A 25,879-nucleotide genomic window follows, 5' to 3' on the forward strand; every position below is an offset into this window, starting at 1 on the left:
TTCGTTCAGAATATAGTCTTGAGCACATCACGGTCAAGCGTAATCTTGGGATTGGCCTCTATGCACCCGTCTATTTTTTCTGTATCGTGTGAGCTGATGCACAGAAATCTGTGCGCCCTCACGGAAGGAGGCTTCGATGACGAAGCAGTTAACCCACTACGTCGGCGGCGCCCATCGCCCCGGAACCTCAGGTCGTTTCGCCGATGTCTACAACCCCAGCACCGGCCAGGTGCAGGCCCAGGTGCCCCTGGCGTCCGCTGATGAGGTGCGCGATGTTATCGCCAACGCCGCAGAAGCCCAGGCCAAGTGGGCTGCTACCAACCCCCAGAAGCGCGCCCGTATTCTGCACCGCTTCGTGGACCTGGTCAACCAGAACGCCGACGAACTGGCCGAGATGCTTTCGCTCGAACACGGCAAGACCGTAGCCGACGCCCACGGTGATATCCAGCGCGGCCTTGACGTCGTCGAATTTGCCACCGCCGCCCCCCACCTGCTCAAGGGCGAGTACTCCGACTCCGTAGGCACCGGCATCGACGTCTACTCCATGCGTCAGCCCCTGGGCGTGGTCGCCGGTATTACCCCCTTTAACTTCCCGGCCATGATTCCCCTCTGGAAGTGCGGCCCCGCAATCGCAGCCGGTAATGCCTTCGTCCTCAAGCCCTCAGAGCGTGACCCCTCTGTGCCCCTGCGTCTGGCTGAGCTCTGGACCGAGGCCGGCCTGCCCGACGGCATCTTCAACGTGGTCAACGGCGATAAGGAGGCCGTTGATACCCTGCTCGATGACCCCCGCATTAAGGCCGTCGGCTTCGTGGGCTCCACCCCCATCGCCCAGAGCATCTACGAGCACGCAGCCCGCACCGGCAAGCGCGCCCAGTGCTTCGGCGGTGCCAAGAACCACCTGATCATCATGCCCGACGCCGACCTCGACCAGGCAGCCGATGCCCTGATCGGTGCAGCCTTCGGCTCTGCCGGTGAACGCTGCATGGCTATCTCAGTTGCTGTACCCGTCGGCCAGGCCACCGCCGACGCCCTGGTTGAAAAGCTGGTCGAGCGCACCAAGACCCTCAAGGTCGGCCACGCCCTTGACCCCGAGGCAGACTTCGGCCCCGTCGTTGCCGCCAGCGCCCTCGAACGCATCGAAGGCTACATCGCCGCCGGCGAGAAGGAAGGCGCCGAGCTACTGGTGGACGGACGCGGAGTTAAGGTTGAAGGCCACGAGGGCGGCTACTACATCGGCGCTACCCTCTTCGATAAGGTCACCACCGATATGTCCATCTACCGCGAAGAAATTTTCGGCCCCGTCCTTTCCGTGGTGCGCGTCGATGACTTTGAAGAGGCCCTGGCCCTGCCCACCAACCACGAGTTCGGCAACGGCGTTGCCATCTACACCCGCGACGGCGATACCGCCCGCGAATTCGCCCGCCGCGTCGATGTGGGTATGGTGGGTGTGAACGTGCCGATCCCCGTGCCGATTGCCTACTACACCTTCGGCGGCTGGAAGGCCTCCGGCTTCGGCGACCTCAACCAGCACGGGCCCGACGCTTTCCGCTTCTACACCAAGACCAAGACGGTAACATCCCGCTGGCCCTCCGGCATTAAAGAGGGCGCCAGCTTCGTCATGCCCACCGGCAACTAAAGGAGGCCCACCGTGACCGATACGCCCGGCACCCAGCCGACCGAGAGCGTCCTGACCGAAAAACGCGGCAACCTGGGGGTTATCACCCTCAACCGCCCGCGCGCGGTCAATGCCCTCAACGCCGAGATGATGGAGCTGATGAACGCAGCCCTGGACGACTTCGAACAGGACGCCGACATCGCCGCCGTACTCCTGCGCGGCGCCGGTGAACGGGGTCTTTGTGCGGGTGGTGACGTGGTGGCCCTCTACAAGGCCACCGGCGAAAACCCGGATCAGGGCGTGGACTTCTTCCGAGTGGAATACACCCTCGACCTGCGCATCGCCCGCTACCCCAAGCCCTTCATCTCCCTCATGGACGGCCTGGTGCTGGGTGGCGGCGTGGGCGTCTCAGCCCATAGCTCCCACCGCATCGTCACCGAACGCACCCGCACCGGTATGCCCGAAACCGTCATCGGCTTCTGCCCCGACGTGGGCGGCCTCAATATCCTGGCCCGCGCCCCGCAGAACCTTGGCACCCTTATGGCCGTCACCGGCCTGCACGTGACCGGGGCGGACGCGCTCGCCGTCGGTATGGCTGATTATTTCGTGCCGTCTGAGAAGCTTGATGGCCTGGTCGCTGCCCTTGAGGAGGTCGAGGGTGCGGACGCCGTCACCCGCGTCATTGAGGGCTTTGCAGCTGACGCACCTCCCTCCCAACTCGTGGAGAACGCCCACTGGGTTGAGGGTGCTTTTGCCGCTGATACCGTTGAGGAAATCCTTGAGAAGGTCCAGGCGGTGGCTGATTCGGGGGCAGGCGGCGCCGAGTTCGCCGGTACGGTTCTGGCGGCCCTGCAGAAGAACGGGCCGACCGGTATGAAGGTGGCCCTGGAAGCTGTGCGCCGGGCCGGTAGCCAGAGCCTGGCAGAAACCCTGAATCAGGACTTTGTGACCTCCTGTAATGCCCTGACCCATCACGATATGCGTGAGGGTATCCGGGCCCAAGTGGTCGATAAGGACCGCAACCCGCAGTGGTCCCCGGCCAGCCTGGCGGAGGTCTCGCGCGAGAGCGTCCTGGCCTTCTTCACCCCCACGAAGGCGGGGGAGCTGGGTCTAGCCTAAAGATGCAGTCACCCCACCACGAATGTGACTCATATTCCCGAAAGGGTGTTGTTTTAACGCCCGCTTGGGAATATGAGTCACATTCGTTGTAGAGAAAGATTTGCCTAGCCCTTGAGATCCGGGAAGTCCGTGTCTGCGAACTCGTGGCCGTAGCCCTCGGTGGTGGTGCGGGCGGCCAGAGCGGCTGCGGTCTTCTCGCCGTGGCGGCCGTGGAACTCGTTCTCACGGGCCCGCAGTTCCACGCGGCGAATCTTGCCCGAAATGGTCTTGGGTAGCTCGTAGAACTCGATGCGGCGCACCCGCTTGTAGGCGGCCAGGTGGTCGCGGGCGTACTTGAGAATATCCTTCGCGGTCTCAGCCGTCGGCTCGTGCCCAGCGGCCAGCACAATGTAGGCCTTGGGCACAGCCAGGCGGATCTCGTCGGGTGACGGCACCACCGCAGCCTCAGCCACAGCCGGGTGCTCAATGACCACGGACTCCAGCTCAAAGGGGGAGAGCTTGTAGTCGGAGGCCTTGAAGACGTCGTCGGCACGGCCTACATAGGTGAGCACCCCGTTCTCGTCCCGCTCGGCAATATCGCCGGTGTGGTAGAAGCCCCCGCGCATGGTGTCCTCGGTTTTTTCGGGGTCCCCCTTGTACTGGGTCATGAGGCCCAGTGGGCGGGCATCGCCCAGGCGGATGCAAATCTCACCCTCGGTTTCAGAAATCTCATCGGTAGCCGGGTCAATCAGCACAATGTCGTAGCCGGGCAGGGGCTTGCCCATAGCACCAATCTTGATGGGCTGGCCGGGTGTATTGGCAATCTGCACGGTGGACTCGGTCTGCCCAAAGCCGTCTCGAATATCCACACCCCAGGCGGTTTTCACCTTGGAAATTACTTCGGGGTTCAGCGGTTCACCTGCGGCAACGACCTTGGTGGGCGGGGTTGCCAGCTGGCTCAGGTCAGCCTGAATGAGCATGCGCCAGACGGTGGGCGGGGCGCAGAAGCTGGTGACCCCGAACTTTTCCATGTTCTGCATGAGGGCGGCAGCGTCGAAGCGGGAGTAGTTGTAGATAAAGACGGTTGCCTCAGCAATCCAGGGGGTAAAAATGTTGGACCAGGCGTGCTTGGCCCAGCCGGGTGAAGCCACATTCAGGTGCACGTCACCGGGGCCCATACCAATCCAGTACATGGTCGAAAGGTGGCCCACCGGGTAGGAGGTGTGGGTGTGCTCCACCATCTTGGCCCGTGAGGTGGTGCCCGAGGTGAAGTACCAGAGCAGGGGCTCGTCGCCCCGGGTGGGGACATCCGGGGTGAAATCGGTGGGAGCGGACGCCGCATCCAGGTAGTTCAGGTGGGGGTGCTTGGTCAGGGCCCCCTCGGTCTTACCGTCTGTTTCGATCACGGTGAAGTTGCCCTCAACTCGCTCGAATTTGGGCACGTTCTTGCTGTTGGTAATGACCCATTCGACCGTGCCACGGCTGATGCGTTCGTCGAGGTCAACCGGCTCAAGCATCTCGGTGGAGGGCATGAGAATAACGCCCAGCTTAATGCCGGCGAGCATAAGCTCCCAGAGCTCTACCTGGTTGCCCAGCATGAGAATCACACGGTCGCCGCGTTTCACGCCTACCGACCGTAGCCAGTTAGCCACCTGCGATGACCGCTGAGACATTTCTGCATAGCTCACGCTCACGCTGGAACCGTCCTGCTCCGCGATAATCAGGGCGGGGGCGTCCTTGCGGTCCTCGGTGGCAGCCACCTGGTCGAACCAGTCGAGGGCGAAATTGAAATGCTCAAACTGGGGCCAGGTGAACTGCTCGCGCGCTGCAGTGTAGTCTTCACGCAGGGCAACGAGCTGGTCGCGAATGGTGCGGAACTCTTCAGTAACGCTCATAGGGAACCTCTTTCGACAATAAACCACACAGAAATAGTGGCATGGGTCACGATAGGGTGCTGTGAGTCACTATAGGGGAGGGGTGGCACCCCTGCCAAGACCCTGTGGAAAAATCAACGACAGCAAGCCTGTCTGTGCGTAACGAACCAATTAATTCCCCCAAAAGCTACCCGGCAGCCCCCAAGGTGGAGTACATTCAGAGCTAAATATGGCTTGACTCACACAAAAAGTGCGGGTGAACCCCGCCCGTGAGTTGCACACGACGACGTTGCACAGGAGAGCTACCCTATGAACACCCACATCCGCGGAATGGTCAAAAACCCACCCGAAAAGCCCCTGCCCTTCCCCGACATCGACCCCTTCGGCGTCCTCAACCTGCTGCCCGACCACGAAAAAGAGTGGTTCTTGCGCATCCGCACCTACCTGCAAGAAGAAGTACGCCCCCACATCGTTGACTACTGGAACACCGAAGAGTTCCCCCTGCATCTGCTTGAAGGTATGGCTGAGGTGGGCCTGGCCCGCCTTGAAACCAGCGGCACCTCCTGGCTCTTCCGCGGCCTGGTCTACGCAGAAGTAACCCGGGTAGATGTCTCGCTCTCAGCCCTGGTCGGTATTCACAACGAGCTGGTGCTCGGCATGATTAACATTCTCGGCTCCAACGAGCAGAAAGCTGAGATGCTCTCGAAACTCGAAAGCTTTGAACTCACCGGCGCCTTTGCCCTGACCGAGCCCGACCACGGCTCCGATATCGCTGGCGGCCTCGAAACCAGTGCCACCTTTGACGGCGAAAACTGGGTCATCAACGGCGAAAAACGCTGGATTGGCATGGGTACCATCGCCGACTTTGCCCTGGTCTGGGCCCGCGATACCGCCGACCAGCAGATTAAGGCCTTCATCGTCCCCACCGACGCCCCCGGCTATGAGGCCGAGAAGATTCGCAACAAAATCGGCCTTCGCGTCATGCAGAACGCCCACATCACCCTCACCGACGTGAAGGTGCCCGCTAGCGCCCACCTGCCCGGGGCCGTCAACTTCGACGCCGCCAACGAGATGCTGCGCAACTCCCGCGCCTGGGTGGGCTGGCAGGGCTACGGTATTCAGCTGGGTATCTTCGATATCGCCCGCGACTACGCCATCACCCGCCAGCAGTTCGGCAAGCCCCTGGCTAAGTTCCAGCTCATCCAAAAGAACATCGCAGAAATTATGAGCAACACCCAGGCAGCCCTGGGGCTCATGATGAACTGTGCTCGCATGCAAGAAAACGGAACCCTCGACATGGTTCACGCCGCCATGGCCAAGGCCACCACCACCAAGTTGGCCCGGCAGAGCGCCTGGCTGGGCCGGGAAATCCAGGGCGGCAACGGCATGACCACCGACTACGAGATGGCCAAGTTCTTTGGGGACGCCGAAATCCTCTACACCTACGAGGGCACCTACGAAATCAACTCCCTCATCGTGGGCCGGGCCCTGACCGGCTACTCAGCCTTCGTCTAAAACCCTCACCTCCCACCTGAAAGAGAGAGCATCATGGATCTCACCAACACCACCGCCCTGGTTACGGGCGCAGCCTCGGGTATCGGAGCAGCAACCGCCCGCGCCCTGGTTGCCCGCGGCGTGCACGTCTACGGCCTCGACCTTCCCGCCGGTATCGAGAAGGCCGGGGAGGTTGATGGCGTTACCTTCCTGCCCGGCGACGTCACCGACTACGCCGCCGTTGAAGCTGCCTTCGAACGGGTGGGGCAGGACGAGCGCCCCCTGCGTACCGTAGTCAACTGTGCCGGTATCGCCCCGGGGGCCCGCGTCCTTTCTAAAAAGGGCCCGCACGACTCTGCCCTCTTCGCAAAAACTGTCAATATCAATCTCAATGGCACCTTCAACGTACTCACCGCCGGGGCTGCCCTAATGGCCAGCCAGGAGCCGGTGGAGGGTACTGCCGGGCGAGGCGTCATTATCAACACCGCCTCTATTGCTGCTTATGAGGGACAGATTGGCCAGATAGCCTACGCGGCCTCTAAGGGCGGGGTTGTTGCTCTCACTCTGCCTGCCGCTCGTGACCTGGCCAGTTCAGGAATCCGCGTGAATACCATTGCCCCGGGCATTGTCGATACCCCGCTCATGGCCGGTATCACCGAAGAGTTCCGTGAAGAGCTGGCTAAAAACGTGCCTTTCCCGCAGCGCCTTGCAGCTCCTGCCGAATACGCCGACCTAGCGGTCTTTATCGCCGAGCACGACTACATCAACGGCGAAACTATCCGCATGGACGGCGCCCTACGCATGGCCCCTCGTTAGATTGCGCCTTAGCTTCACCAGACCTACCAGCCCACCTTGTAAGGGAGAAGAAGATGACCACCACACCCACCATCGCTTTTATCGGCCTGGGGCACATGGGCGGCTACATGGCGGCCAACCTGGTTGCCGCAGGCTACACCGTGCACGGCTTTGACCTGGTGCCCGCCGCGCTCGATGCCGCCCGCGACCGCGGAATCCACGTGGCCGCCAGCGGTGAAGACGCTGTAGCCCAGGCCAGTATTGTCATCACCATGTTGCCTGCCGGCCAGCACGTTCTGGGAGCCTATGGCGGACGCGAGGGTGAGGGAGGCTTACTGGCTGCCGCTCAGCCCGGCACCCTCTTCGTGGACTGCTCCACCATCGAGGTGGAGCATGCCCGCCAGGCAGCCGACCTGGCTGTGCAGGCCGGTATGCGGGCCGTGGACGCTCCTGTGTCCGGCGGTATGGTGGGGGCCGAGCAGGGCACCCTCACCTTCATGGTGGGTGGCACTGAGGCGGACGTAGAGCAGGTACGCCCCCTGCTTGAGGTGATGGGCAAGAAGGTGGTGCACTGCGGTACCAATAGCACCGGTCAGGCCGCCAAAATCTGCAACAACATGCTGCTGGGCATCACCATGGTGGGTGCCTCCGAGGCCTTCGTGCTGGGCGAGCGTCTGGGGCTCGACGCCCAGGTGCTCTACGACGTCATTTCCACTTCGTCCGGCTACTGCTGGGCGGTCAACGTCAACTGCCCGGTGCCCGGCCCCGTGCCCGGGTCGCCCGCTAACCGCGACTATGAACCGGGCTTCGCTACCGCCCTCATGAGCAAGGACATGGGCCTGGCAGTTGCTGCCCTCGACACCGCAGGGGTTAACGGCGAACTCGGCAAGCACGCCGCAGATATCTATACTCACCTGGTAGAAGAAGGGCGTGGCACCAAGGACTTCTCAGACGTCATTAACGCCATTCGCGAGGCCAACGGCTCACCCGTCTCAGGTATCTAACCCGCCTACAGCAAGGAGGAACACCGTGACCACTTACGAGAACATTCTGGTTGAAACCCGCGGCCGGGTGGGGCTGATTACCCTCAACCGCCCCAAGGCCCTCAACGCCCTCAACGATGCCACCATGCGCGAGGTTGTTGCCGCCGCAACCGACTTCGACTGCTCACCCGAGGTGGGCGCCATCGTCCTGACCGGTAGCGAAAAAGCGTTTGCCGCTGGCGCCGATATCAAGGAGATGTCGTCCCAGACCTACGCCAGCATGTACGCGGCCGACTGGTTTGCCCACTGGGACAACCTCACCCGCCTGCGCACCCCCATCGTGGCTGCCGTGAACGGCTACGCCCTGGGCGGCGGGTGCGAACTGGCCATGATGGCCGACATGCTGGTCGCCGGGCCCTCCACCAAGTTTGGCCAGCCCGAAATCAACCTGGGGGTCATCCCCGGCATGGGTGGATCCCAGCGCCTTACCCGCGCTGTGGGTAAGGCCAAGGCCATGGACCTCTGCCTGACCGGGCGCTTTATGGGGGCGGACGAGGCCGAGCGAGCGGGGCTGGTCTCCCGCCTGGTGGAGCAGGACGCTGACGTCCTTCCCACTGCCCTTGAGATGGCAGAAACCATCGCTTCTAAGTCAAAGTTCGTGGCCCAGGTCTGTAAAGAGGCCGTTAACGCCGCTTTTGAGACCACCCTGGCCCAGGGTATCCAGTTTGAGCGCCGCACCTTCCATGCTCTTTTTGCAACCGAGGACCAGAAAGAGGGCATGGCTGCCTTCGTTGAGAAGCGGGAGGCTGATTTTAAGCACCGCTAAAGTGTTGCGCGTCTCACCAAAATGTGACACAGTTGGGTTGAGTGAATAACTGACCAAATGGTCACTAAATACTTTGGAGGCATAGTGAGCGCAACCCACCCCATGCTTGAACGCGATCACGCCAGTGACTGGATGGGCATTCGCGTGCTCACCGCCCAGCTGGGTCACGCCATCATCGAAATGGACATCAAGCATGAGATGGTCAACGGCTTCGGCATCATCCACGGTGGTATGACCTTCGCCTTTGCAGACACCGCCTTCGCCCTCGCCTGCAACCACAGTGACCCCGAGCTCTACGCCCAGAGCATCACTGTGGGGGCAGGCGTTGACGTTAACTACATCGCCTCAGCCTACGAAGGGCAAACCCTACGAGCAGAAGCGAACCTCACAGCACAGTACGGGCGCAACAGCATCGTTGATGTGACCGTCACCTGCGGAGACAAACTCATCGCCGAGTTCCGCGGTCGTGGCCGCTCCATCAAGCCCCCAACAGCCACGGAAGGACAGCAGGTATGAGTACCTACAAGGCCCCCTCTTGCAGCGTAGAAAACCCCTACACCCCGGCCCCCCGAGCCACTGACCCCGGCGCTCCCGACCCCGAGGAGCTGATGAGTCGCGACCAGATTGAAGCCCTCCAGTTCGAGCGCCTGCGCTGGACTCTGCACTACGCCTACGAAAACGTGCCCGCCTACAAGGAACTCTACGATGAGCACGGCGTGCACCCCGGTGACTTCAAGGAGCTCGACGACCTCAAGCTCTTCCCCTACACCGACAAAGAATTCCTGCGGAAGGCCTACCCCTTCAAGGCCTTTGCCGTACCCATGAGCGATGTGCGCCGCATCCACGCGTCCTCGGGTACCACCGGCCAGCCCACCGTCGTGGGCTACACCGAAAACGACATCGCCACCTGGAGCGCCCTGGTAGCCCGCTGCTTCCGCTTCTCAGGTATCAAGCCCGGCTACAAGGTGCATAACGCCTACGGCTACGGCCTCTTCACCGGCGGCTTGGGCGCCCACTACGGTGCTGAACGCCTGGGCGCGGCCGTCATTCCCATGTCTGGCGGCCAGACCGAAAAACAGGTGCAGCTCATCCGTGACTTTGAGCCCGACGCGATTCTCTCCACTCCCACCTACCTGCTCACCATCGCCGACGCCTTCCGCAAGCTGGGTATCGACCCCAGGGAAACCTCCCTCAAGACCGCTGTGCTGGGTGCTGAGCCCTGGACCGAAGAAATGCGCCGCGAAATCGAGGTCACCTTCGGCACTCTCAAGGCCTGCGATATCTACGGCCTGTCTGAGGTTATGGGCCCCGGTGTGGCCGGTGAGTCCTTTGAATCGCAGGACGGCTCCCACATCTGGGAGGACCACTTCCGCCCCGAAATTATCGACCCCTTCGACGACACCGTGCTCGATTTGGGCCGCCCCGGCGAACTGGTCTTTACCTCCCTGACCAAGGAAGCCCTGCCCATCATCCGCTACCGCACCCACGATCTGACCCGCCTGCTACCCGGTACCGCCCGCCCCGGCCACCGCCGCCTGGGCCGCATCACCGGCCGCAGCGATGACATGATTATCCTGCGCGGCGTCAACCTCTTCCCCTCCCAGGTAGAAGAGCTGGCCCTACAACAGCCGGAGCTGTCGCCCCACTTCGCCCTGGAGCTGACCCGCCCTGGCCGCATGGACGAAATGACCGTGCGCATCGAACGCCGCGAGGAGTTCACCCTAGAAGCCGCCGAAGAAGCCGGTAAGCGCCTGCTGCACGACATCAAGACCAAGATCGGCTCCACCTGCCGTATCGAGGTGCTGGACCCGGACGTCCTGCCCCGCTCCGTCGGCAAGATTCGCCGTATCTACGACTACCGCAACAAGCCCAAGGGCAACGAATAAACCTACTCGCCTGCGGGCAGGTTTGTTAGCATGTAGGGAGCTCCCGTGCGGGGGCTCCCTACCCGTGTGTGAGAGGAAGATGCTGTGAGCACTCGCCAGTCCCAGCCCGCCAAGCGCGGTCGCCCCGGCTATGACCGCCAAGAGGTACTGCGCCTGGCCGTAGAGGTCTTCAACGAGCACGGCTACGACGCCACCAGCATGGACATGCTCGCCAAGCGCCTGGGGCTGACCAAGAGCGCTATCTACCACCACGTGGCCAGCAAGGAAGAGATTTTACGCATCGCCCTCGACCGTGCCCTCGACGCCCTTGACGAGGTGTTTGAGGCTGGCGAGAGTTTAGAGGCGGACGCCCGCGAGCGGCTTGAATTCGTGGTGCGCCAGACCGTGTTTGTGCTGGCTGAGCACCTGCCCTATGTGACCCTGCTGCTGCGTTTGCGCGGTAATTCCCCGGCCCAGCAGGCTGCTCTCGATAAGCGCCGGGCCTTGACCGGCCGCCTGGCGGCCCTGGTGGATGCTGCCCAGCAGGCTGGGCAGGTGCGGCAGAGCGCGGACGCCCGCACCCTGGCCCGCCTGATTTTCGGCATGATTAACTCCCTGGCGGTCTGGTATGACCCGGCCCGTGGTGGCGACGTGGAGGCCCTGGCCGATACGGTCGTCGATATGGCCTTTCGGGGGATTGCGGCAGGCCCCCGCCCCTAGAGGTGGTGCAGGGTATCGTAGACCTATGACTGAAACCCACTCCGCACCCACCTTTCCTGGCCTAAGCCCGGCGGGGGCGCGCGTCCGCTCCACCAATCGCGGGGCAGAAATGCCCAGCCCTACAGGTAAGGGTGCCACCGGCATCAATAAGCAGCCGGTAGATTCGCTGGAGGTTTTTGCCCCGGCGCCCGGCTATGGGAACGGCTCCGGTGTGAGCGGGGATTTCGTGGGGGACGCCAAGCACCACGGCGGTGCTGACAAGGCGGTCTATGCCTTTGCCCGGGAAGAATTGGATTACTGGGCCGAGCGCTTAGGCGCACCTCTAGCCGACGGGCAGTTCGGCGAGAATCTAACCACTGAGGGTATTACCTGGAGCCGGGTTCTCATCAACCAGCGCCTGGCGGTGGGTACGGCCGTGCTTGAGGTGTCGGTGCCTCGCCAGCCCTGCCGCACCTTTGCCGACTGGCTGGGCCAAAAAGGCTGGGTAAAGACCTTTACTGAGCGTCAGGACGCCGGTGCCTACCTGCGCGTTCTCCAGCCCGGTACCATCACAGCCGGGGATACTATTACTTTTCTACCTGCCCCCGACCACGGGGTGACTATGGGGCAGGCCTTTGCGGCTGCTATGGGTGATCGTGCCGCCATGCAGGCCGTGGTAGAAGCAGGCTGCTACCCGCCTTTCTACCACGACCGGCTCCTGGCTAAACTGGGGCGTTAGCTGGCGTCAGCCTCAGCCATAGGCCAGGTCTTGGCCACCAGGGTCAGCACATCGTAGGTGGCCACGATTTCGTCCTTCTGGTTGTGCAGCACCGCGTCCCAGGTGACCTCGCCGTACTCGTCGGTCACGCGCGGGGTAATCTTCTTGGCGGTCAGCGTCACGCGAATCGAATCATCGTAGGTGACCGGGGTGATAAAACGCAGGTTCTCCAGGCCGTAGTTAGCCAGAACCGGGCCCGGTGCCGGGTCAACGAAGAGCCCCGCCGCCCAAGAGACCAGCAGGTAGCCGTGGGCCACACGACGGGGGAAGAAGGGGTTAGCCGCCGCAGCCTCCTCGTCGGTGTGGGCGTAGAACTGATCCCCGGTCTCGTTGGCGAAATCGGTGATGTCTTGTAGCTTGACCTCGCGCAGGTCAGAAGCGAACTGGTCGCCGATGGCCAGCTCGGCCAGGGACTTGCGGAAGGGGTGCACACCCTCGCCCGACTCTACCTGGGCGCGGGTGACGGTTGCGGCGTCCGCCCCGGGGTGCCACACCCCGGTCAGGGCAGTGAGCTTATTGGGGGAGCCCTGAATAGCGGTGCGCTGCATGTAGTGCTTCACGGCGCGAACACCACCGAGCTCCTCACCGCCACCGGCGCGACCCGGGCCGCCGTGTACCAGGTGGGGTACGGGGGAGCCGTGGCCGGTTGAGGTCTTGGCGTCCTCGCGATCCAGCACCAGGACGCGGCCGTGATGGGCGGCAATGCCCAGGGCCAGCTGGGCGGCGGTGGCGTCATCGTGGGTGCAGACCGTAGCCACCAGGGAGCCCTCGCCCAGGGCGGCCAGTTCAACAGCCTCGGCCAGGTCGGTGTACTCCAGTACGGAGGTCACAGGGCCGAAAGCCTCAACGGAATGAACCTCGGGGGTGCGGGCGTCCTCAAAGGTCAGCACCGTGACCGGGTAGAAAGAGGGGCCCTCGGGGGCCTCGCCGCGGAAGGCAATCGTGCCACCAGCCTCAACCAGGCGGGTCACAGCCTTTTCAACCTCGGTCTTCTGCTCGGGGGAGGCCAGTGAACCCATGGTCACTCCCTCCTCGCGTGGGTTGCCGACCACCACGCGTCCGGAAATCTTGCCCGCCAGGGCCTCAACAACCTCAGCGGAGCGCCCGGCAGGCACCAGGACGCGGCGGATAGCGGTACACTTCTGGCCCGCCTTAGCGGTAATCTCCACCATGACCGACTTGATAAAGGCCTCGAACTCGGGGGTGTCGGCGGTGGCGTCCGGGCCCAGAATAGCGGCGTTCAGGGAGTCGGTTTCGGCGGTGAAGTGCAGGCCCTTGGTCTGCACGCTGGGGTGCTGGCGCAGGGTGCGGGCGGTGGCGGCTGAACCGGTAAAGGCCACGTGGTCGCGGTAGTCCAGGTAGTCCAGCAGGTCGCGGGCTGAACCAGAAATCAGCTGTAGGGAGCCCTCGGGTAGCAGGCCGGAATCCAGCATGAGGCGCACGGTTGCCTCGGTGACGTAGCCGGTGGGGGTCGCGGGCTTGACGATGGTGGGCATACCGGCGATAAAGGCCGGGGCGAACTTCTCAAGCATGCCCCAGATGGGGAAGTTGAAGGCGTTAATCTCAACGGCCACCCCGGGCAGGGTGGTGTAGATGTGCTCACCGATGAAGGAGCCGTCGCGGGAGAGCTGCTCAACGTTGCCGTCGATAATGACGCGGGAGTTGGGCAGCTCGCGGCGGCCCTTGGAGGAGAAGGTGAAGAGGGTGCCGATGCCGCCGTCCACGTCGATGTAGTGGTCGCGCTGGGTAGCGCCGGTGGCGAAAGAAAGCTCGTAGAGTTCGGTCTTGTGCTCGGTCAGGTACTGGGCCAGCTGCTTGATGATCAGGGCGCGGTCGTGGAAGGTGAGCTTGCCCAGGTTGGCCTGGCCGGTGGTGCGGGCATAGTCAATAGCCCCTGCGGTGTCGATTCCCTCGGTGGATACCCGGTAGATGGGCTCGCCGGTGATGGCGTTGAGAACGTCCTGGGAAGAGGTGGGGTTTTCCGGGGCCCACCAGGAGCCCTTGATGAAGCTGGGGACCAGTGCGGGGGTGCTCGTCATTGAGAAATCCTTACTGTTAGGAAGCCCGGAAATAAATGACCGAGCGTTCAGTTATTGGTATAAACTATAGTTCACATCACAGGTGAAGAAAAGCCTTGCACCCCTTGAGGACAGGGCGGAAAGGACGCTCATGGGCGAGCAGGTAGGCACCGGCCAGGAGGCTGACGGGCAGGTCGAACTCTGGAAAATTACCCTGGGTGAGCTAGATGAAAAGATGGGCATGCAGGTGCTCGAAGAATCTGCTGAACGGGTGGTGGCCACCATGCCGGTGGAGGGTAACCGCCAGTCCCTGGGCCTGCTGCACGGGGGTGCCATGCTGGCCCTGGGGGAGGCCGTAGGCTCCTGGGCCGCGGTCATCCATGCCTCATCCATGGGCAAGGTGGCGGTGGGCGTGGATGTGAACGCCACCCACCACAAATCCTCAAAAACCGGCACCGTGCGGGCGACGGCGTCCGCCATTCACCTGGGCCGTTCCCTGACCACCCACGAAGTGATTATTACCCACGAAGATACGGGCGCGCGCCTGTGCACCCTGCGTATCACCAACTTCATCAAGTAGGTACCACCTCAGTCGGGTAGGTACCACTTAAATCAGAAAAACCCACCAACTAGATGGGTTTTTCTGACTCAGATGGTACCTACTGGGGCAGGCGGCCTAGCTGTAGTCGTAGAAGCCCTTGCCGCTCTTACGGCCCAGCTCCCCGCGGGCTACCATGTCGCGCATGAGCTGCGGCGGGGCAAACCGCTCACCCAGCTGCGACTCAAGATACTCGGCAATGCCGAGGCGGACGTCCAGCCCCACCACATCGGTCAGGGCCAGCGGGCCAATTGGGAACTTGTAGCCCAGTACCATGGCGTTGTCGATATCCTCAGGGCTGGCCACCCCCTCCTCGACCATGCGGATAGCCTCAAGAGCGATCGCCACACCCAGACGCGAGGATGCAAAACCGGGGGCGTCATTGACCACCACCGGGGTCTTACCCAGGCCCTCAACCCAGAGGCGGGCAGCCTCCTTCAGCTCGGCAGAAGAATGCTTAGACTGCACCACCTCCACCAGCTTGGAGGCCGGCACCGGGTTAAAGAAATGCAGGCCAATAAAATTACCGGGGCGCTGCAAAGACTCCGCCAACCCATCAATTGATAGGGAGGACGTATTCGACGCCAACCAGGCGCCCTCACCCAGCTGCTCTTCTACTGCCCGCAAAGCAGAAACCTTCAGATCCCAGTTCTCGGGCACGGCCTCAACCACCAGCTGGCGGTCCGCAAAATCACCGTAATCAACCGACACCGCAAACCGCTCGGTCAGCTCATCAAAATTACCGTCAAAAGCCCCGCGCTCCAGCGACTTAGCCAGGTCGCGCTCCACGCGCTCGCGGGCAGCTTCGGCCACCTGGGCGTCCCGCTCAACCACCACAACCTGGGCCCCGGCCAGCAGAAAAGCATGGGCAATACCCGCGCCCATGCGTCCGCCGCCCAGCACACCCACGCGGGCAGGAACCTTCAATTCGTGAACTTCAGTCATCACTTACCTCTACTTCTTCTTGCGGTCAAGAAAAGCCTGCATGCGGTCAAACTTGGCCTGGGACTCAAACAGAATCGCCTGGGCCAGCTCGTCAATATGGGGGTGGGCCTCGCGCGGGGCCGCAAAGACCCGCTTGGTTACGCGCACCGCCAGCGGGTCCTGGGCTCCAATGCGGTCTGCCAGGGCGTGGGCCGCGGGGAGCAGGGCGGACGGCTCATGCAGCTCGGTCACCAGGTGCAGCTCAAGTGCCTCGTCGGCAGACAGAATACGGCCGGCCATCAGGATCTCTAGGGCCACCGGCTCACCCACCAGCTCCTTGAGGCGCCAGAGGGCACCGGCTGCGGCGATAATACCCAGGTTGGTTTCGGGCTGGCCCATCTTGATATAGGGGGTACCTAGGCGGAAATCAGCCGCGTAGGCCAGCTCCGCACCGCCACCCAGGGCGTAGCCGTCAATGGCGGCAATCACCGGCATGGGGAGCTTATGAATGCGGTCAAAAATTTGCGAATTGACCCCGCGCAGGGCGTCCTCCCGGCGGCGCTCGCGCAGCTGGGCGATATCGGCACCCGAGGCGAAAATTCCGCGCCCGTTCACCTCGCAGCCGGTCAGAATCAGGATCTTGGGGGTGACCTCGAGGTAGGCGCAGACCTCGTGGAGCTCGGCGACCATGGTGGCATCAATAGCGTTGCGCACTTCGGGGCGGTTCATGCGGACGACCAGGCGGTCCTCGCCCTCTTCAACGGCCAGGGCGGTGAAATGCTCAAACATTAGACGGCCTCCACTAGCAGGGCAGCGCCCTGGCCCACGCCAATGCACATGGTGGCCAGGCCCTTAGTGGCTCCCTCGCGTTCCATACGGCCCAGCAGGGTAATCACAATGCGGGAGCCGGACGAACCCAGCGGGTGGCCCAGGGCAATCGCCCCGCCGTCGCGGTTGACGATCTCCTCACTGAGGCTCAGGCGGCGCATGGACGCCAGAGACTGGGAGGCAAAAGCCTCGTTGAGTTCCACAGCCCCCAGGTCTGCCACCGTCCACCCGGCCCTGGCTAGGGCTTTTTCGGTGGCCGGTACCGGGCCCAGACCCATAATTTCGGGGGCTAGACCGGCGGACGTGCCGGTGACAACGCGGGCGCGCGGGGTTAGCCCGTACTTCTTCACGGCTTCTTCGGAGGCCACAATAATGGCTGATGCCCCGTCGTTGAGGGAGGATGAATTACCTGCCGTCACCACAGAACCACCGGCGACGACTGGGCGCAGCTTGGCCAGTACCTCGGGGGTGGTGCCGGGGCGGGGGCCCTCGTCCGTATCAACCACGGTTTCCCGGCCCTTGCGGTCCCGTACCACCACGGGCACGATTTCGTCTTTAAAGTGCCCGGCCTCAATGGCCGCGATAGCCCGCTCGTGGGAGCGGACGGCAAAGGCGTCGCAGTCTTCGCGGGAAATAGAATCGACGCGGGCTACTTCTTCTGCGGTTTCAGGCATGGAGTAGGTGAACTTGTCACGCGCCGCAAAAACGGGGTTGACGAAGCGCCAGCCGATAGAGGTATCGAAGCTCTGGCCGGGCTTGGCAAAAGCGGTGGTGGGCTTTTCCATGACCCAGGGGGCGCGGGACATAGACTCCACGCCACCGGCAATCACGATATCGGCCTCACCCGCCTTAATCATCTGCGCAGCCAGGGTAATAGCGCTCATACCCGAGGCACACAGGCGGTTGACGGTGATGCCGGGGACGGTGTCGGGGTAGTCGTTGAGCAGCCAGGCCAGGCGGGCTACGTTGCGGTTCTCTTCACCGGCACCGTTGGCGTTGCCCAAGATGACCTCGTCGACAGCCGCCGGGTCAAGCCCGGCCTTCTCGACGACGTCCTTAATCACCAGGGCCGCGAGATCATCGGGGCGGACGGACGACAGCGCCCCGCCGTAACGCCCCACGGGGGTACGGGAGCCGCCTACGAGATAAGCCTGGGGTGTCTGCGACATTCAAACTCCTTTGTCAGAAAGCCAAGAAATAACTGACCAATCGTTCACTAAATCTTTTCACTTTAAGTGATGTAGGTCAAGGGCAAGAGAAAGACCCCCGCCACCGGTGGGTGGCGGGGGTTGAGAGCTTATGCCTCTTCGGGGTGAAGGTCGATCTCCTGGTTGCTCTTGGGTACCATGCTGACCGCAATCACCGACACCACAGCCAGGGCTGCGATGTAGACGCCAATCATCCATGACTGGCCGGTCTGCTTCAGAATCATCTCAGCAATCATGGGGGCAAAGGCGCCACCCAGAATCGCGCCGATAGCGTAGCCAATCGAGATGCCTGAGAATCGTACGGAGGCCGGGAACATCTCGGCGTACATGGCCGACTGAGGGCCGTAGGAGGGGCCCAGGCCAATGGTGAGGATGAAAATAGCCAGGGTGAAGAGGGCTGCGTTGCCACTGTCGATCAGGAACCACATGGGTACGGCCCAGAGAATCATAAAGCCGTAACCCAGCTGGAAGGTGCGCACGCGGCCAATCTTGTCGCTCATCCAGCCGCCGATCATGGTGAAGGTAAGCCAGCCCAGGCCACCAATAAGTGAGGCGGTCATGGCATCGCCGCGGGTCATGCCCAGGGCCTTCACGCCGTAAGAAATGAAGAAGGCGATAACCAGGTAGCCCGCTGCGTTGTTGGCGATAAAGATCAGGGCTGCCAACATAACCTCTTTAGTGTTGCCCTTAAAGAGCTGCTTGAGCGGTGCCGATTCGCGCTTCTTGAGGTTCTGCATCTCCTTGAAGACGGGGGATTCTTCAACGGAGTGGCGGATGTAGAAGCCCACCAGAATCAGGATGATGGACGACCAGAAGGGGATACGCCAGCCAAAGCTGAGGAACTGCTCTTCGGTCAAAATGGAGTTGAGGAAGAGATTGACCAGGGTTGCCAGAATCATGCCCAGGGGCACGCCGATCTGGGGGAAGGCTCCGAAGAAGCCGCGCTTGTTGCGGGGTGCGTGCTCCACCGACATGAGGGCGGCGCCGCCCCATTCGCCGCCGGCTGAGAAACCCTGGAGAATACGCAGAACCACGATAATGATGGGCGCTGCGATGCCGATTTGGGCGTAGGTGGGCACAAAACCGATACCGACGGTGGCGATACCCATCAGAATGAGGGTGAGCACCAGGGTGATGCGGCGGCCGAACTTGTCGCCGATGTGACCGGCGACGATAGCGCCAAGCGGGCGGAAGATAAAGCTAATACCCAGGGACGCCCACGAAACAATCTGGGCGATGGTCTTGTCTTCACCTTCGGGGGTGAAGTACTGGGTGGCAAGAATCAGGCCTGCGGCCTGGGCGTAGATGAAGAAGTCGTACCATTCGATGGTGGTGCCGATGAGGGTGCCTGCTAGCACCTTCTTTTCTTCGCGGCTGACCCGGTGGCGGGTGCTAGCTGCCATGTGTGAAGACATCGGTGTCTCCTTGTATGCGGGGGTGGATGATATGCGCCCTCCTGAGGTGGGGGTCACATTTGTTTGAAATCATATACGAAAATGTGGGGTGTGCAATAGGTCTGCGCGAGAAATTTTTTAACGCTCGGTCAGTAATTTCTACCCGACCCCGCCCGCAGGGAGGTTAAGGACGCCTGCCCCGCCCGGGTGCGTCCGGACGGGGCAGGGAAGGGGCGGGGTTTATTCGCAGATAACCTGCGGCAGGCCCATATGCTTGAGGCCCTCGACGCCAAACTCCACGCCGTAACCTGACTTCTTGATGCCGCCGAAGGGGATGCGGGGGTCAATCGCGCCGTGCTTGTTGATCCAGACGGTGCCAGCCTCAATCTTGGCGGCAACCTCGCGGGCCCGCTCAATATTCGATGACCAGACCGAGGCGCCCAGGCCCACGTTCAGCTTGTTGGCCTCTTCGAGGGCTTCCTCCAGGGTGGAGTAGCGGATAATCGGCAGAGCCGGGCCAAACTGCTCCTCAACCACCAGGGGGTTGTCCTTGTCAAGATCGGCCACCAGGGTGGTGGGGTAGAAGAAGCCCTTGGCATCTTCGTCGGGGTTGCCGCCCAGCAGGACGCGAGCACCGCCGTCCTTAGCCTTCTGCACCAGGTTGGCCACAATGTCGTACTGGGCCTTGTTTTGCAGGGGGCCCAGGACGTTCTGCTCCTCAAGGCCCACACCCATGGGCATGTTCTGGGCGACGGCAACCAGCTCATCACAGACCTGATCGTAGAGGGAATCAGGGACGTAGAGGCGCTTGAGGGCCGCGCAGGTCTGGCTGGTATTGATAAAGGCGCCCCAGAAGAGGCCCTCGGCAATGGCCTTGGGGTCGGCGTCATCCAGTACGATACCGGCGTCATTGCCGCCCAGTTCCAGGGTGAGGCGCTTGAGGGTATCGGCCGTTGATGCGGCAATCTTCTTGCCGGTAGCAGTGGAGCCGGTAAAGGTAATCTTGTCGATGCCCGGGTGGGTGGTCATGGCAGCGCCTACCTCGGGAGTTGCCGGGATAATCTGCACAACGCCCTCGGGGAGCACGGTATTGATTACCTCAACCAGGGCCAGCACGCTCAGGGTGGTGTACTCGGACGGCTTGAGCACAATGGTGTTACCCATGCGCAGGGCCGGGGCAATCTGCCAAATGGTAATCATGAGGGGCCAGTTCCAGGGGCCGATGCCGCCCACTACGCCAATGGGGCGGTAGTTGAGCACGGCGCGGGTCTCGCCGTCATCCACCAGGGTCTCTTCCTCCATGCCGAAGGACGCGGTGGCGCGAGTCCAGGCTACGCAACCGCCCAGCTCAAACCGGGCATTGGGGCCGTTGAGGGGCTTGCCCTGCTCGCGCGACAGCAGTTCGGCCAGGGGCTCGGAGGCCTGCTCGATGGCGTCCGCCATCTTCATGAGGTAGTTGCTGCGCTCGGCGTGAGAGAGGGCTGCCCAGGCCGGCTGGGCTTCACGCGCCTTGGCGACAAGCTGGTCAAGGACGTCGGTGCCCTGCTCGGGTGCCAGGCCGATAAGTTCTTCGGTGGCCGGGTCAAAAACCTCGCGGGTGCCGCCCGTGGTCACGCGGCTCACCAGTTCTGAGTAGGATGTGGGTAGTGACAGCATTGTCATCTCCTTGCTGTTAAAAACGGTTACATCTATGATGTGAGTCACGGTTTTATGCGCGTTAGGCGAGCTGTGCACAGTATTTGGCGCAGTGTGCGCCCGGTCACTTATATGACCGCAGGACAGCAGGAGGGCGCCCACGTGAGCCAAGAAGAAAACCGCGCAGCCTACCGCTTCAGGCAGCACCAAGAACTCGGCTTCACCGACTGGTGTGCCGGTGCGCGCGAAAGCTTCGGCGACCTGCGCATCACCTGCGACGAGCCCGAAAACTTCAGCGCCAGCGTCCGCACCGCCTCCCTGGGGGATGTAGAACTCTTCGACATGACCACCCCCGCCCACAGCGTCGCCCGCACCCCCGATGCGCACGACGCCGAACACAACGGCTACTGCAAACTCAGCCTGCAACTCGACGGCGAAGCCGTGCTCACCCAGGACGGGCGCACCTGCCACCTGCGCCCCGGCGACCTGGCCCTCTACGTGACCAAACGCCCCTACCAGCTCGAATACCCCGGCCAGCAGCGCAGCCTCATTGTGCTCTTCCCGCAAAACTTCGTGCACCTGGGGGCCGACTACGTAGGGGTTATTACGGCCACCCCCGTCTCTGACCAGCAAGGGCTCGGAAAGTTCGCTGTGCCCCTCTTTGAGCAGCTCGCAGCCAACCTTGACGAACTCAGTGGCCCCCATGCCCTGGCCCTCGTACGCTCAGCCCTCGAAATGCTGATTACCGTCATGGCAGCAGAATCAAACGAAGCCGGGCGCTCGCCGGGCAATATGCTCTTTCACCAGGCCGTCGCCTATATTGAAGAGCACCTGGGCGACCCTGACCTGGGCCCCGGCAAAATCGCTGACGCCCTCTACATCTCCCTGCGGCAGCTGCACGGCAGGTTTGCGGCCAATCAGCAGACCGTCTCTACCTACATCCGCACCCGCCGCCTGGAATGTATTCGAGAGGATTTGGCTAACCCCCTTTACCGCGGGGATTCGGTGCAGACTATCAGTGCTCGCTATGCCCTGTTTGACCCCTCGCACGTGAGTAAGGCCTTTAAAGCTGAATACGGTGAATCGCCCTCGGCCTACCGGGCGAGAATGCTGGCTAGCTAGCCTGTCGAAAAGTGCAACTGCCGTATGAAAAGTGACGGGCACTTGCACTTTTCCGATGGCGTCTCCCTATCGCTCGAAATGCTTTCCTGGTAAAGTAATGCCTGTAAGGAAAATCAACCTGAAAGGCATGCAACCATGGCACCTAAAATAGGCTTCCTCTCCTTCGGCCACTACGGCGACTACCCCGGTTCCAAAACCCGCACGGGCGCCGACATGCTCCACCAGGCCATCGACCTGGCTGTCGGCGCTGAAGACATCGGGCTGGATGGGGCCTTCTACCGCGTCCACCACTTCGCCCAGCAACAGATGTCCCCCTTCCCCCTACTGGCCGCCGCAGGGGCCCGCACCTCCACCATCGAGCTGGGCACCGGCGTCATTGACATGCGCTACGAAAACCCGCTCTACATGGCAGAACAGGCCGCCATGGTCGACCTGATTGCCGGTAACGAGCGCCTACAGCTGGGTATCTCCCGCGGGTCACCCGAGACCGTCTACAAGGGCTTTGCCCACTTCGGCTACCTACCTGCCGAGGGGGAGGACGAGTCTGACATGGCTCGCCGTCACACCGCCCTCTTCCGCGAGGCTATTGCCGGGAAGGGAATCGCCCAGAGCGTTTCTGACCCCACCCAGCTTGATCCGATTACGCCCCAGTCACCCGGCCTGCCCCGTCGTATCTGGTGGGGTGCTGGCACTCGCGATACTGCCCGCTGGACCGGCGAACAGGGCATGAACCTGATGTCCTCCACCCTGCTGTTGGAAGATACCGGTGTGCCCTTTGACCAGCTCCAGGCCGAGCAACTACGTATCTTCAAGCAGGCTTGGGCGGACGCCGGGCACGAGGGCACCCCGCGCACGTCGGTATCGCGTTCGATTATTCCGATTATTGACGAGCAGAGTAACTACTACTTCGGCCTGCGCGCCCAGGCTGAGGGCCAGGACCAGGTCGGTATTCTGGACGGCGCCGTCTCCCGCTTCGGCAAGAGCTACATCGGTGAGCCCGACAAAATCGCCGAAGAGCTAGCTCAGGACGAGGCCGTGGCCGAGGCGGACACCCTGCTGGTGACCATTCCCAACATGCTGGGAGTGGACTTCAACCTGCGTCAGCTGGAGGCCATCGTCCGCGACATCAAGCCCGCGCTCTAACCCCCCCGTTCCCGCCCCTAGCAAGGGGACCTCATTTCTTCAAAAGGACCGCATAATATGCGGTCCTTTTGAAGTTTTGCGGTCCCTTTGAGAGTGAGGAGTTACTTGGCGGCTTTAATCTCAGACTCAGTGACCCACTTATGGTTCTTCATGGTCATGCCACCGGCAGTAAAGTCCACCATATAAACGGTCTCATCAGTCGATGACTCAATTGTTCCTTCGGCTCCCTTCATGCCTGCCATGTGTTCAGCCTCGATGGTCACGGGAGTGCCGTCAGCAAGGCGCTCACTCCCAACGTCCGCAAGTTCTTCCTGCACAACCCACTTGTGGTCGGTCACGGGGGCAGACCCGTCAGTGGGAGTGTAATTCACCGAGTAAGTGTAGGTCTGGTAAGCACCAACGACGGTGGCGGTCGCCCCGTCCATGCCGCTCATGTGGTCAGCAGCAAGAACTACCTCGGTGCCAACAGGGTAGGTGGGGTCGGTAGCTTCGGCGATGCCGGCAGGGGCAGGCCCGCCATCTGCCGGGTGATTGGCGTGATCAGCGTGGGCAGTTGCGGCCGATGACACCAGGGTCTCGGCTTCACTTTTAGCCGTGGAGTCGTTGGAACCACAGGCCGTCAAAGCCAGCAGCGATGCAGCGGTGAGGGCGAGGACGCGGGTAGTTAGGGTTTTCATAGTTACCTCCTAGGGTGTGGGTTGAATGTTATGAGAAGCGGAAGAGTCGGGTGGAGTTGAGCACCACGAAGACCGACGAGAAAGCCATGGCCGCCGCCGCAATCATGGGGTTGAGCAGGCCCGCCGCCGCCACCGGAATCGCCACCGTGTTATAGGCAAAAGCCCAGAACAGGTTGCTCTTAATCAGGCGCAGGGTAGCCCGCGAGAGCCGAATCGCCGTCGGGAGTGAGCCCAGGTCACTGCGGACAATGGTCATGTCGGCAGCCTCCATGGCCACGTCGGTGCCCGACCCCATGGCCACGCCCACATCGGCCTTGGCCAGGGCGGCTGCGTCATTCACACCGTCGCCCACCATGGCGACCCCCACCCCGCCCTCTTGCAGGCGGGTGATGGTGGCCAGCTTATCGGAGGGGCTAACTCCCGCATAAACATTCGCGGAGTCAATGCCCACCCGGGCAGCTACCGCACGGGCGACGGGTTCGGCGTCCCCGGTCAGTAGAACCGGGGTGAGCCCCAGGTCCTTGAGTTCTGCCAGGGCTTCGGACGCCCCCGGCTTGGGGGTATCTTGCAGGGCCAGCAGGGCCGCGGGCTGCCCGTTGAGAGCAAGGACGACGGTGGTGCGCCCGGCCTCCTGCCCGGCCAGTAGGGTGCGGGTGTGGGCTTCGCTCAGCTCGACACCTTCGGCAGCCAAGAAGCTGGCCTGACCCACTAGAGCCGTGATTTCTCGGCTTTCACCCGGGGAAACCTCTTCCAGCAGGGTAGCTTGAACACCCCCGCCGGGGGCTGACTCAAAGGCGGTGACTTCAGACAGAGAGGAACCCGCCCCAGCAGCCTGGGCTGCCTGGGTGATAGCCCGGGCAATGGGGTGCTCAGAGCGGCTCTCAGCCGCCCCAGCCACCGCGAGCAGACGTCCGGCGTCCTGGGCTTCAAAGCCCGCAAGGGGAGTTACCTCAGCCAGGGTGAAGGTACCGGTGGTGACGGTGCCGGTCTTATCGAGCACCACGGTGCGCAGGTGCTTGGTGGATTCGAGCACCTGGGCCGACCGAATCAAAATACCCAGCTGGGAACCGCGCGAGGTGCCTGCCAGCAGGGCCGTAGGGGTGGCCAGACCCAGGGCGCAGGGGCAGGCGATAACCAGCACCGACACGGCTGCGGTAAAGGCGGCGTTGAGGTCGCCGGTCAGCAACAACCAGCCTGCCAGGGTGGCCAGGGCCAGCCCAATGACAATCGGAACGAAAACCGCAGAAACCCTATCTGCTAGGCGGGCGATAGGAGCCTTCGTCGATTGGGCCTCGGCCACGGTACGGCTCATCTGGGCCAGCACGGTATCGGCCCCTACCCGGGTGGCCCGCACCGTCAGGGATCCGGACGTATTGACGGTCGCCCCGACAACAGCGTCCCCAACTTCCACCTCAACCGGCACAGACTCACCGGTCAGCAGGGAGGTGTCCACCGCCGAGCGTCCTTCGACAACCTCGCCGTCCACCGCGATTTTCTCGCCGGGGCGCACCAGAAAGATGTCGCCGGGCAGCAGATCTTTGACGGGAATCTGCACTTCCCGCCCGCCCTGCAGCACCGTGGCCGATTTAGCCCCCAGATTCAGCAGAGCCCGCAGGGCCTGGGACGAGCGCCGGGCGGTGCGGTGTTCAATGGTGCGGCCAGCCAGCAAAAAGAGGGTAATCATGGCGGCGGCATCGAAGTAGAGCATATGGTCCATGCCGTGCCCACCGGCGGACGCCCCGTGGCCGGCATGGGCGGTCATAGCCGGGTCCATGGCCAGCTGCCAGAGCGAAAAAGCGTAGGAGGCAACCACACCCAGAGAAATGAGGGTGTCCATGGTGAACGAGCCGTGCCGCAGGTTAGTCCAGGCCGGGCGGTGAAAAGGCAGGGCCGCCCAGGTCGCCACCGGCAGAGTCAGGGCGGCAACCACCCAGCCCCAATGGGGGAACTGGAAAGCAGCAAACATAGACATCAGAAACACCGGCAGGGTAAAGACCGCCGCCACCCACAGGCGCGGAGTGAGCGACCCCTGCTCAGCTTCCTCAGCCTGCTCGACGGCGTCCTGCTTCAAACTCGCCGTGTACCCGGCCTTCTCAATCGTCTCAATCAGCTGCTGGTCAGTGACCGAAGCAGGTGCAACCACACGGGCGGTTTCCAGCGGAAGATTGACCGAGGGGTCCACCCCAATTTTCTTGAGCTTGCGCTCCACCCGCCCCACACAGGACGCGCAGGTCATACCCCCCACATTCAGATTCACGATGCGGGTGTCACCGGTGAAAACCTCAGCGGTAGATTGGGTTGGCAT

At 62.5% G+C, this 25,879-nt stretch carries 22 protein-coding genes; 13 read left to right on the forward strand and 9 right to left on the reverse strand.

All coding sequences use genetic code 11. The annotated features are described in order from the left end of the window. The first annotated feature begins 136 nt into the window (after positions 1–136). Both L6762_RS07915 and L6762_RS07920 read left to right on the forward strand, forming a co-directional pair. Positions 137–1,636 (forward strand): CoA-acylating methylmalonate-semialdehyde dehydrogenase, encoded by a 1,500-nt coding sequence (locus L6762_RS07915; protein WP_237186715.1) that lies wholly within the window; start codon positions 137–139, stop codon positions 1,634–1,636. Between the two features lie 12 nt (positions 1,637–1,648). Then, entirely contained in the window at positions 1,649–2,734 is a 1,086-nt protein-coding gene (locus L6762_RS07920) for an enoyl-CoA hydratase/isomerase family protein (RefSeq protein ID WP_237186716.1), read from the forward strand. Between the two features lie 104 nt (positions 2,735–2,838). Here the strand turns inward: L6762_RS07920 and L6762_RS07925 are convergent, their stop codons facing one another. Beyond that, positions 2,839–4,608, reverse strand: a complete 1,770-nt coding sequence (locus L6762_RS07925; protein WP_237186717.1) for an AMP-binding protein — start codon at positions 4,606–4,608, stop codon at positions 2,839–2,841. Between the two features lie 288 nt (positions 4,609–4,896). Here L6762_RS07925 and L6762_RS07930 point away from each other — a divergent pair, with 288 nt between their 5' ends. The 8 genes from L6762_RS07930 to L6762_RS07965 all read left to right on the forward strand — a co-directional run bounded on the left by L6762_RS07930 (position 4,897) and on the right by L6762_RS07965 (position 11,988). Further along, positions 4,897–6,102, forward strand: a complete 1,206-nt coding sequence (locus L6762_RS07930; RefSeq protein WP_237186720.1) for an acyl-CoA dehydrogenase family protein — start codon at positions 4,897–4,899, stop codon at positions 6,100–6,102. A gap of 33 nt (positions 6,103–6,135) precedes the next feature. After that, positions 6,136–6,897, forward strand: coding sequence for an SDR family oxidoreductase (locus L6762_RS07935; protein ID WP_237186721.1), 762 nt, complete (start codon positions 6,136–6,138; stop codon positions 6,895–6,897). Positions 6,898–6,950: 53 nt separating this feature from the next. Further along, positions 6,951–7,880 carry a 3-hydroxyisobutyrate dehydrogenase gene (gene mmsB, locus L6762_RS07940; protein ID WP_237186723.1) on the forward strand — a complete coding sequence of 310 codons (930 nt, stop codon included), beginning with the start codon at positions 6,951–6,953 and terminating at the stop codon, positions 7,878–7,880. 25 nt (positions 7,881–7,905) lie between these two features. Next, the gene (locus tag L6762_RS07945) at positions 7,906–8,685 is read left to right on the forward strand and encodes an enoyl-CoA hydratase (protein WP_237186725.1); all 780 of its coding nucleotides are present in this window, start codon (positions 7,906–7,908) and stop codon (positions 8,683–8,685) included. A gap of 84 nt (positions 8,686–8,769) precedes the next feature. Further along, positions 8,770–9,201 (forward strand): PaaI family thioesterase, encoded by a 432-nt coding sequence (locus tag L6762_RS07950; protein WP_237186728.1) that lies wholly within the window; start codon positions 8,770–8,772, stop codon positions 9,199–9,201. After that, positions 9,198–10,571, forward strand: a complete 1,374-nt coding sequence (locus L6762_RS07955; RefSeq protein ID WP_237186729.1) for a phenylacetate--CoA ligase family protein — start codon at positions 9,198–9,200, stop codon at positions 10,569–10,571. The genes L6762_RS07950 and L6762_RS07955 overlap by 4 nt, the downstream gene beginning before the upstream one ends. Before the next feature lie 84 nt (positions 10,572–10,655). Beyond that, a complete protein-coding gene (locus L6762_RS07960) occupies positions 10,656–11,270 on the forward strand; it encodes a TetR/AcrR family transcriptional regulator (RefSeq protein ID WP_237186730.1) in 615 nt (204 codons plus the stop codon). Positions 11,271–11,295: 25 nt separating this feature from the next. After that, positions 11,296–11,988: an MOSC domain-containing protein gene (locus L6762_RS07965; protein WP_237186732.1), complete on the forward strand. Its 693-nt coding sequence runs from the start codon at positions 11,296–11,298 to the stop codon at positions 11,986–11,988. Here the strand turns inward: L6762_RS07965 and paaZ are convergent. After that, a complete protein-coding gene (paaZ, locus tag L6762_RS07970) occupies positions 11,985–14,066 on the reverse strand; it encodes a phenylacetic acid degradation bifunctional protein PaaZ (RefSeq protein WP_237186733.1) in 2,082 nt (693 codons plus the stop codon). The genes L6762_RS07965 and paaZ overlap by 4 nt on opposite strands. Positions 14,067–14,196: 130 nt before the next feature. Here paaZ and L6762_RS07975 point away from each other — a divergent pair, with 130 nt between their 5' ends. Further along, positions 14,197–14,625 (forward strand): PaaI family thioesterase, encoded by a 429-nt coding sequence (locus L6762_RS07975; protein ID WP_237186734.1) that lies wholly within the window; start codon positions 14,197–14,199, stop codon positions 14,623–14,625. Positions 14,626–14,721: 96 nt separating this feature from the next. Here L6762_RS07975 and L6762_RS07980 read toward each other — a convergent pair whose 3' ends face one another. The 5 genes from L6762_RS07980 to L6762_RS08000 form a co-directional block, all read right to left on the reverse strand. Then, positions 14,722–15,588: a 3-hydroxyacyl-CoA dehydrogenase family protein gene (locus L6762_RS07980; RefSeq protein WP_237186735.1), complete on the reverse strand. Its 867-nt coding sequence runs from the start codon at positions 15,586–15,588 to the stop codon at positions 14,722–14,724. Positions 15,589–15,597: 9 nt separating this feature from the next. Next, a complete protein-coding gene (locus L6762_RS07985; RefSeq protein WP_237186736.1) occupies positions 15,598–16,356 on the reverse strand; it encodes an enoyl-CoA hydratase/isomerase family protein in 759 nt (252 codons plus the stop codon). Further along, complete coding sequence (locus L6762_RS07990) at positions 16,356–17,564, reverse strand: thiolase family protein (protein ID WP_237186737.1); 1,209 nt, start codon at positions 17,562–17,564, stop codon at positions 16,356–16,358. The genes L6762_RS07985 and L6762_RS07990 overlap by 1 nt, the downstream gene beginning before the upstream one ends. 128 nt (positions 17,565–17,692) lie before the next feature. Continuing rightward, positions 17,693–19,018 (reverse strand): MFS transporter, encoded by a 1,326-nt coding sequence (locus L6762_RS07995; RefSeq protein WP_237186738.1) that lies wholly within the window; start codon positions 19,016–19,018, stop codon positions 17,693–17,695. 219 nt (positions 19,019–19,237) lie between these two features. After that, complete coding sequence (locus L6762_RS08000; protein ID WP_237186739.1) at positions 19,238–20,653, reverse strand: aldehyde dehydrogenase family protein; 1,416 nt, start codon at positions 20,651–20,653, stop codon at positions 19,238–19,240. 141 nt (positions 20,654–20,794) lie between these two features. On the opposite strand from L6762_RS08000, the gene L6762_RS08005 reads away from it, so the two are divergent. Both L6762_RS08005 and L6762_RS08010 read left to right on the forward strand, forming a co-directional pair. Continuing rightward, positions 20,795–21,754 (forward strand): helix-turn-helix domain-containing protein, encoded by a 960-nt coding sequence (locus L6762_RS08005; protein ID WP_237186740.1) that lies wholly within the window; start codon positions 20,795–20,797, stop codon positions 21,752–21,754. Between the two features lie 135 nt (positions 21,755–21,889). Next, positions 21,890–22,897, forward strand: a complete 1,008-nt coding sequence (locus L6762_RS08010; RefSeq protein WP_237186741.1) for an LLM class flavin-dependent oxidoreductase — start codon at positions 21,890–21,892, stop codon at positions 22,895–22,897. Positions 22,898–22,998: 101 nt separating this feature from the next. On the opposite strand, the gene L6762_RS08015 is transcribed toward L6762_RS08010, so the two are convergent. Both L6762_RS08015 and L6762_RS08020 read right to left on the reverse strand, forming a co-directional pair. Then, a complete protein-coding gene (locus L6762_RS08015) occupies positions 22,999–23,574 on the reverse strand; it encodes a YdhK family protein (RefSeq protein ID WP_237186742.1) in 576 nt (191 codons plus the stop codon). Between the two features lie 28 nt (positions 23,575–23,602). Beyond that, positions 23,603–25,879, reverse strand: a complete 2,277-nt coding sequence (locus L6762_RS08020) for a heavy metal translocating P-type ATPase (RefSeq protein WP_237186743.1) — start codon at positions 25,877–25,879, stop codon at positions 23,603–23,605.

It is taken from the genome of Rothia nasimurium, assembly GCF_928381705.1.
Taxonomy (GTDB): Bacteria; Actinomycetota; Actinomycetes; order Actinomycetales; family Micrococcaceae; genus Rothia; species Rothia nasimurium_G.

Excerpts from the sequence above, each read along its gene's own strand:
- L6762_RS07990 (WP_237186737.1), bottom strand. The coding sequence starts at position 17,564 with ATGTCGCAGACACCCCAGGCTTATCTCGTAGGCGGCTCCCGTACCCCC.
- L6762_RS07980 (WP_237186735.1), bottom strand. The coding sequence starts at position 15,588 with ATGACTGAAGTTCACGAATTGAAGGTTCCTGCCCGCGTGGGTGTGCTG.
- L6762_RS07965 (WP_237186732.1), top strand. The coding sequence starts at position 11,296 with ATGACTGAAACCCACTCCGCACCCACCTTTCCTGGCCTAAGCCCGGCG.
- L6762_RS08000 (WP_237186739.1), bottom strand. The coding sequence starts at position 20,653 with ATGCTGTCACTACCCACATCCTACTCAGAACTGGTGAGCCGCGTGACC.
- L6762_RS07915 (WP_237186715.1), top strand. The coding sequence starts at position 137 with ATGACGAAGCAGTTAACCCACTACGTCGGCGGCGCCCATCGCCCCGGA.
- L6762_RS07930 (WP_237186720.1), top strand. The coding sequence starts at position 4,897 with ATGAACACCCACATCCGCGGAATGGTCAAAAACCCACCCGAAAAGCCC.
- L6762_RS07995 (WP_237186738.1), bottom strand. The coding sequence starts at position 19,018 with ATGTCTTCACACATGGCAGCTAGCACCCGCCACCGGGTCAGCCGCGAA.
- L6762_RS07955 (WP_237186729.1), top strand. The coding sequence starts at position 9,198 with ATGAGTACCTACAAGGCCCCCTCTTGCAGCGTAGAAAACCCCTACACC.
- L6762_RS08020 (WP_237186743.1), bottom strand. The coding sequence starts at position 25,879 with ATGCCAACCCAATCTACCGCTGAGGTTTTCACCGGTGACACCCGCATC.
- L6762_RS07985 (WP_237186736.1), bottom strand. The coding sequence starts at position 16,356 with ATGTTTGAGCATTTCACCGCCCTGGCCGTTGAAGAGGGCGAGGACCGC.
- paaZ (WP_237186733.1), bottom strand. The coding sequence starts at position 14,066 with ATGACGAGCACCCCCGCACTGGTCCCCAGCTTCATCAAGGGCTCCTGG.
- mmsB (WP_237186723.1), top strand. The coding sequence starts at position 6,951 with ATGACCACCACACCCACCATCGCTTTTATCGGCCTGGGGCACATGGGC.
- L6762_RS08010 (WP_237186741.1), top strand. The coding sequence starts at position 21,890 with ATGGCACCTAAAATAGGCTTCCTCTCCTTCGGCCACTACGGCGACTAC.
- L6762_RS07975 (WP_237186734.1), top strand. The coding sequence starts at position 14,197 with ATGGGCGAGCAGGTAGGCACCGGCCAGGAGGCTGACGGGCAGGTCGAA.
- L6762_RS08015 (WP_237186742.1), bottom strand. The coding sequence starts at position 23,574 with ATGAAAACCCTAACTACCCGCGTCCTCGCCCTCACCGCTGCATCGCTG.
- L6762_RS07935 (WP_237186721.1), top strand. The coding sequence starts at position 6,136 with ATGGATCTCACCAACACCACCGCCCTGGTTACGGGCGCAGCCTCGGGT.
- L6762_RS07925 (WP_237186717.1), bottom strand. The coding sequence starts at position 4,608 with ATGAGCGTTACTGAAGAGTTCCGCACCATTCGCGACCAGCTCGTTGCC.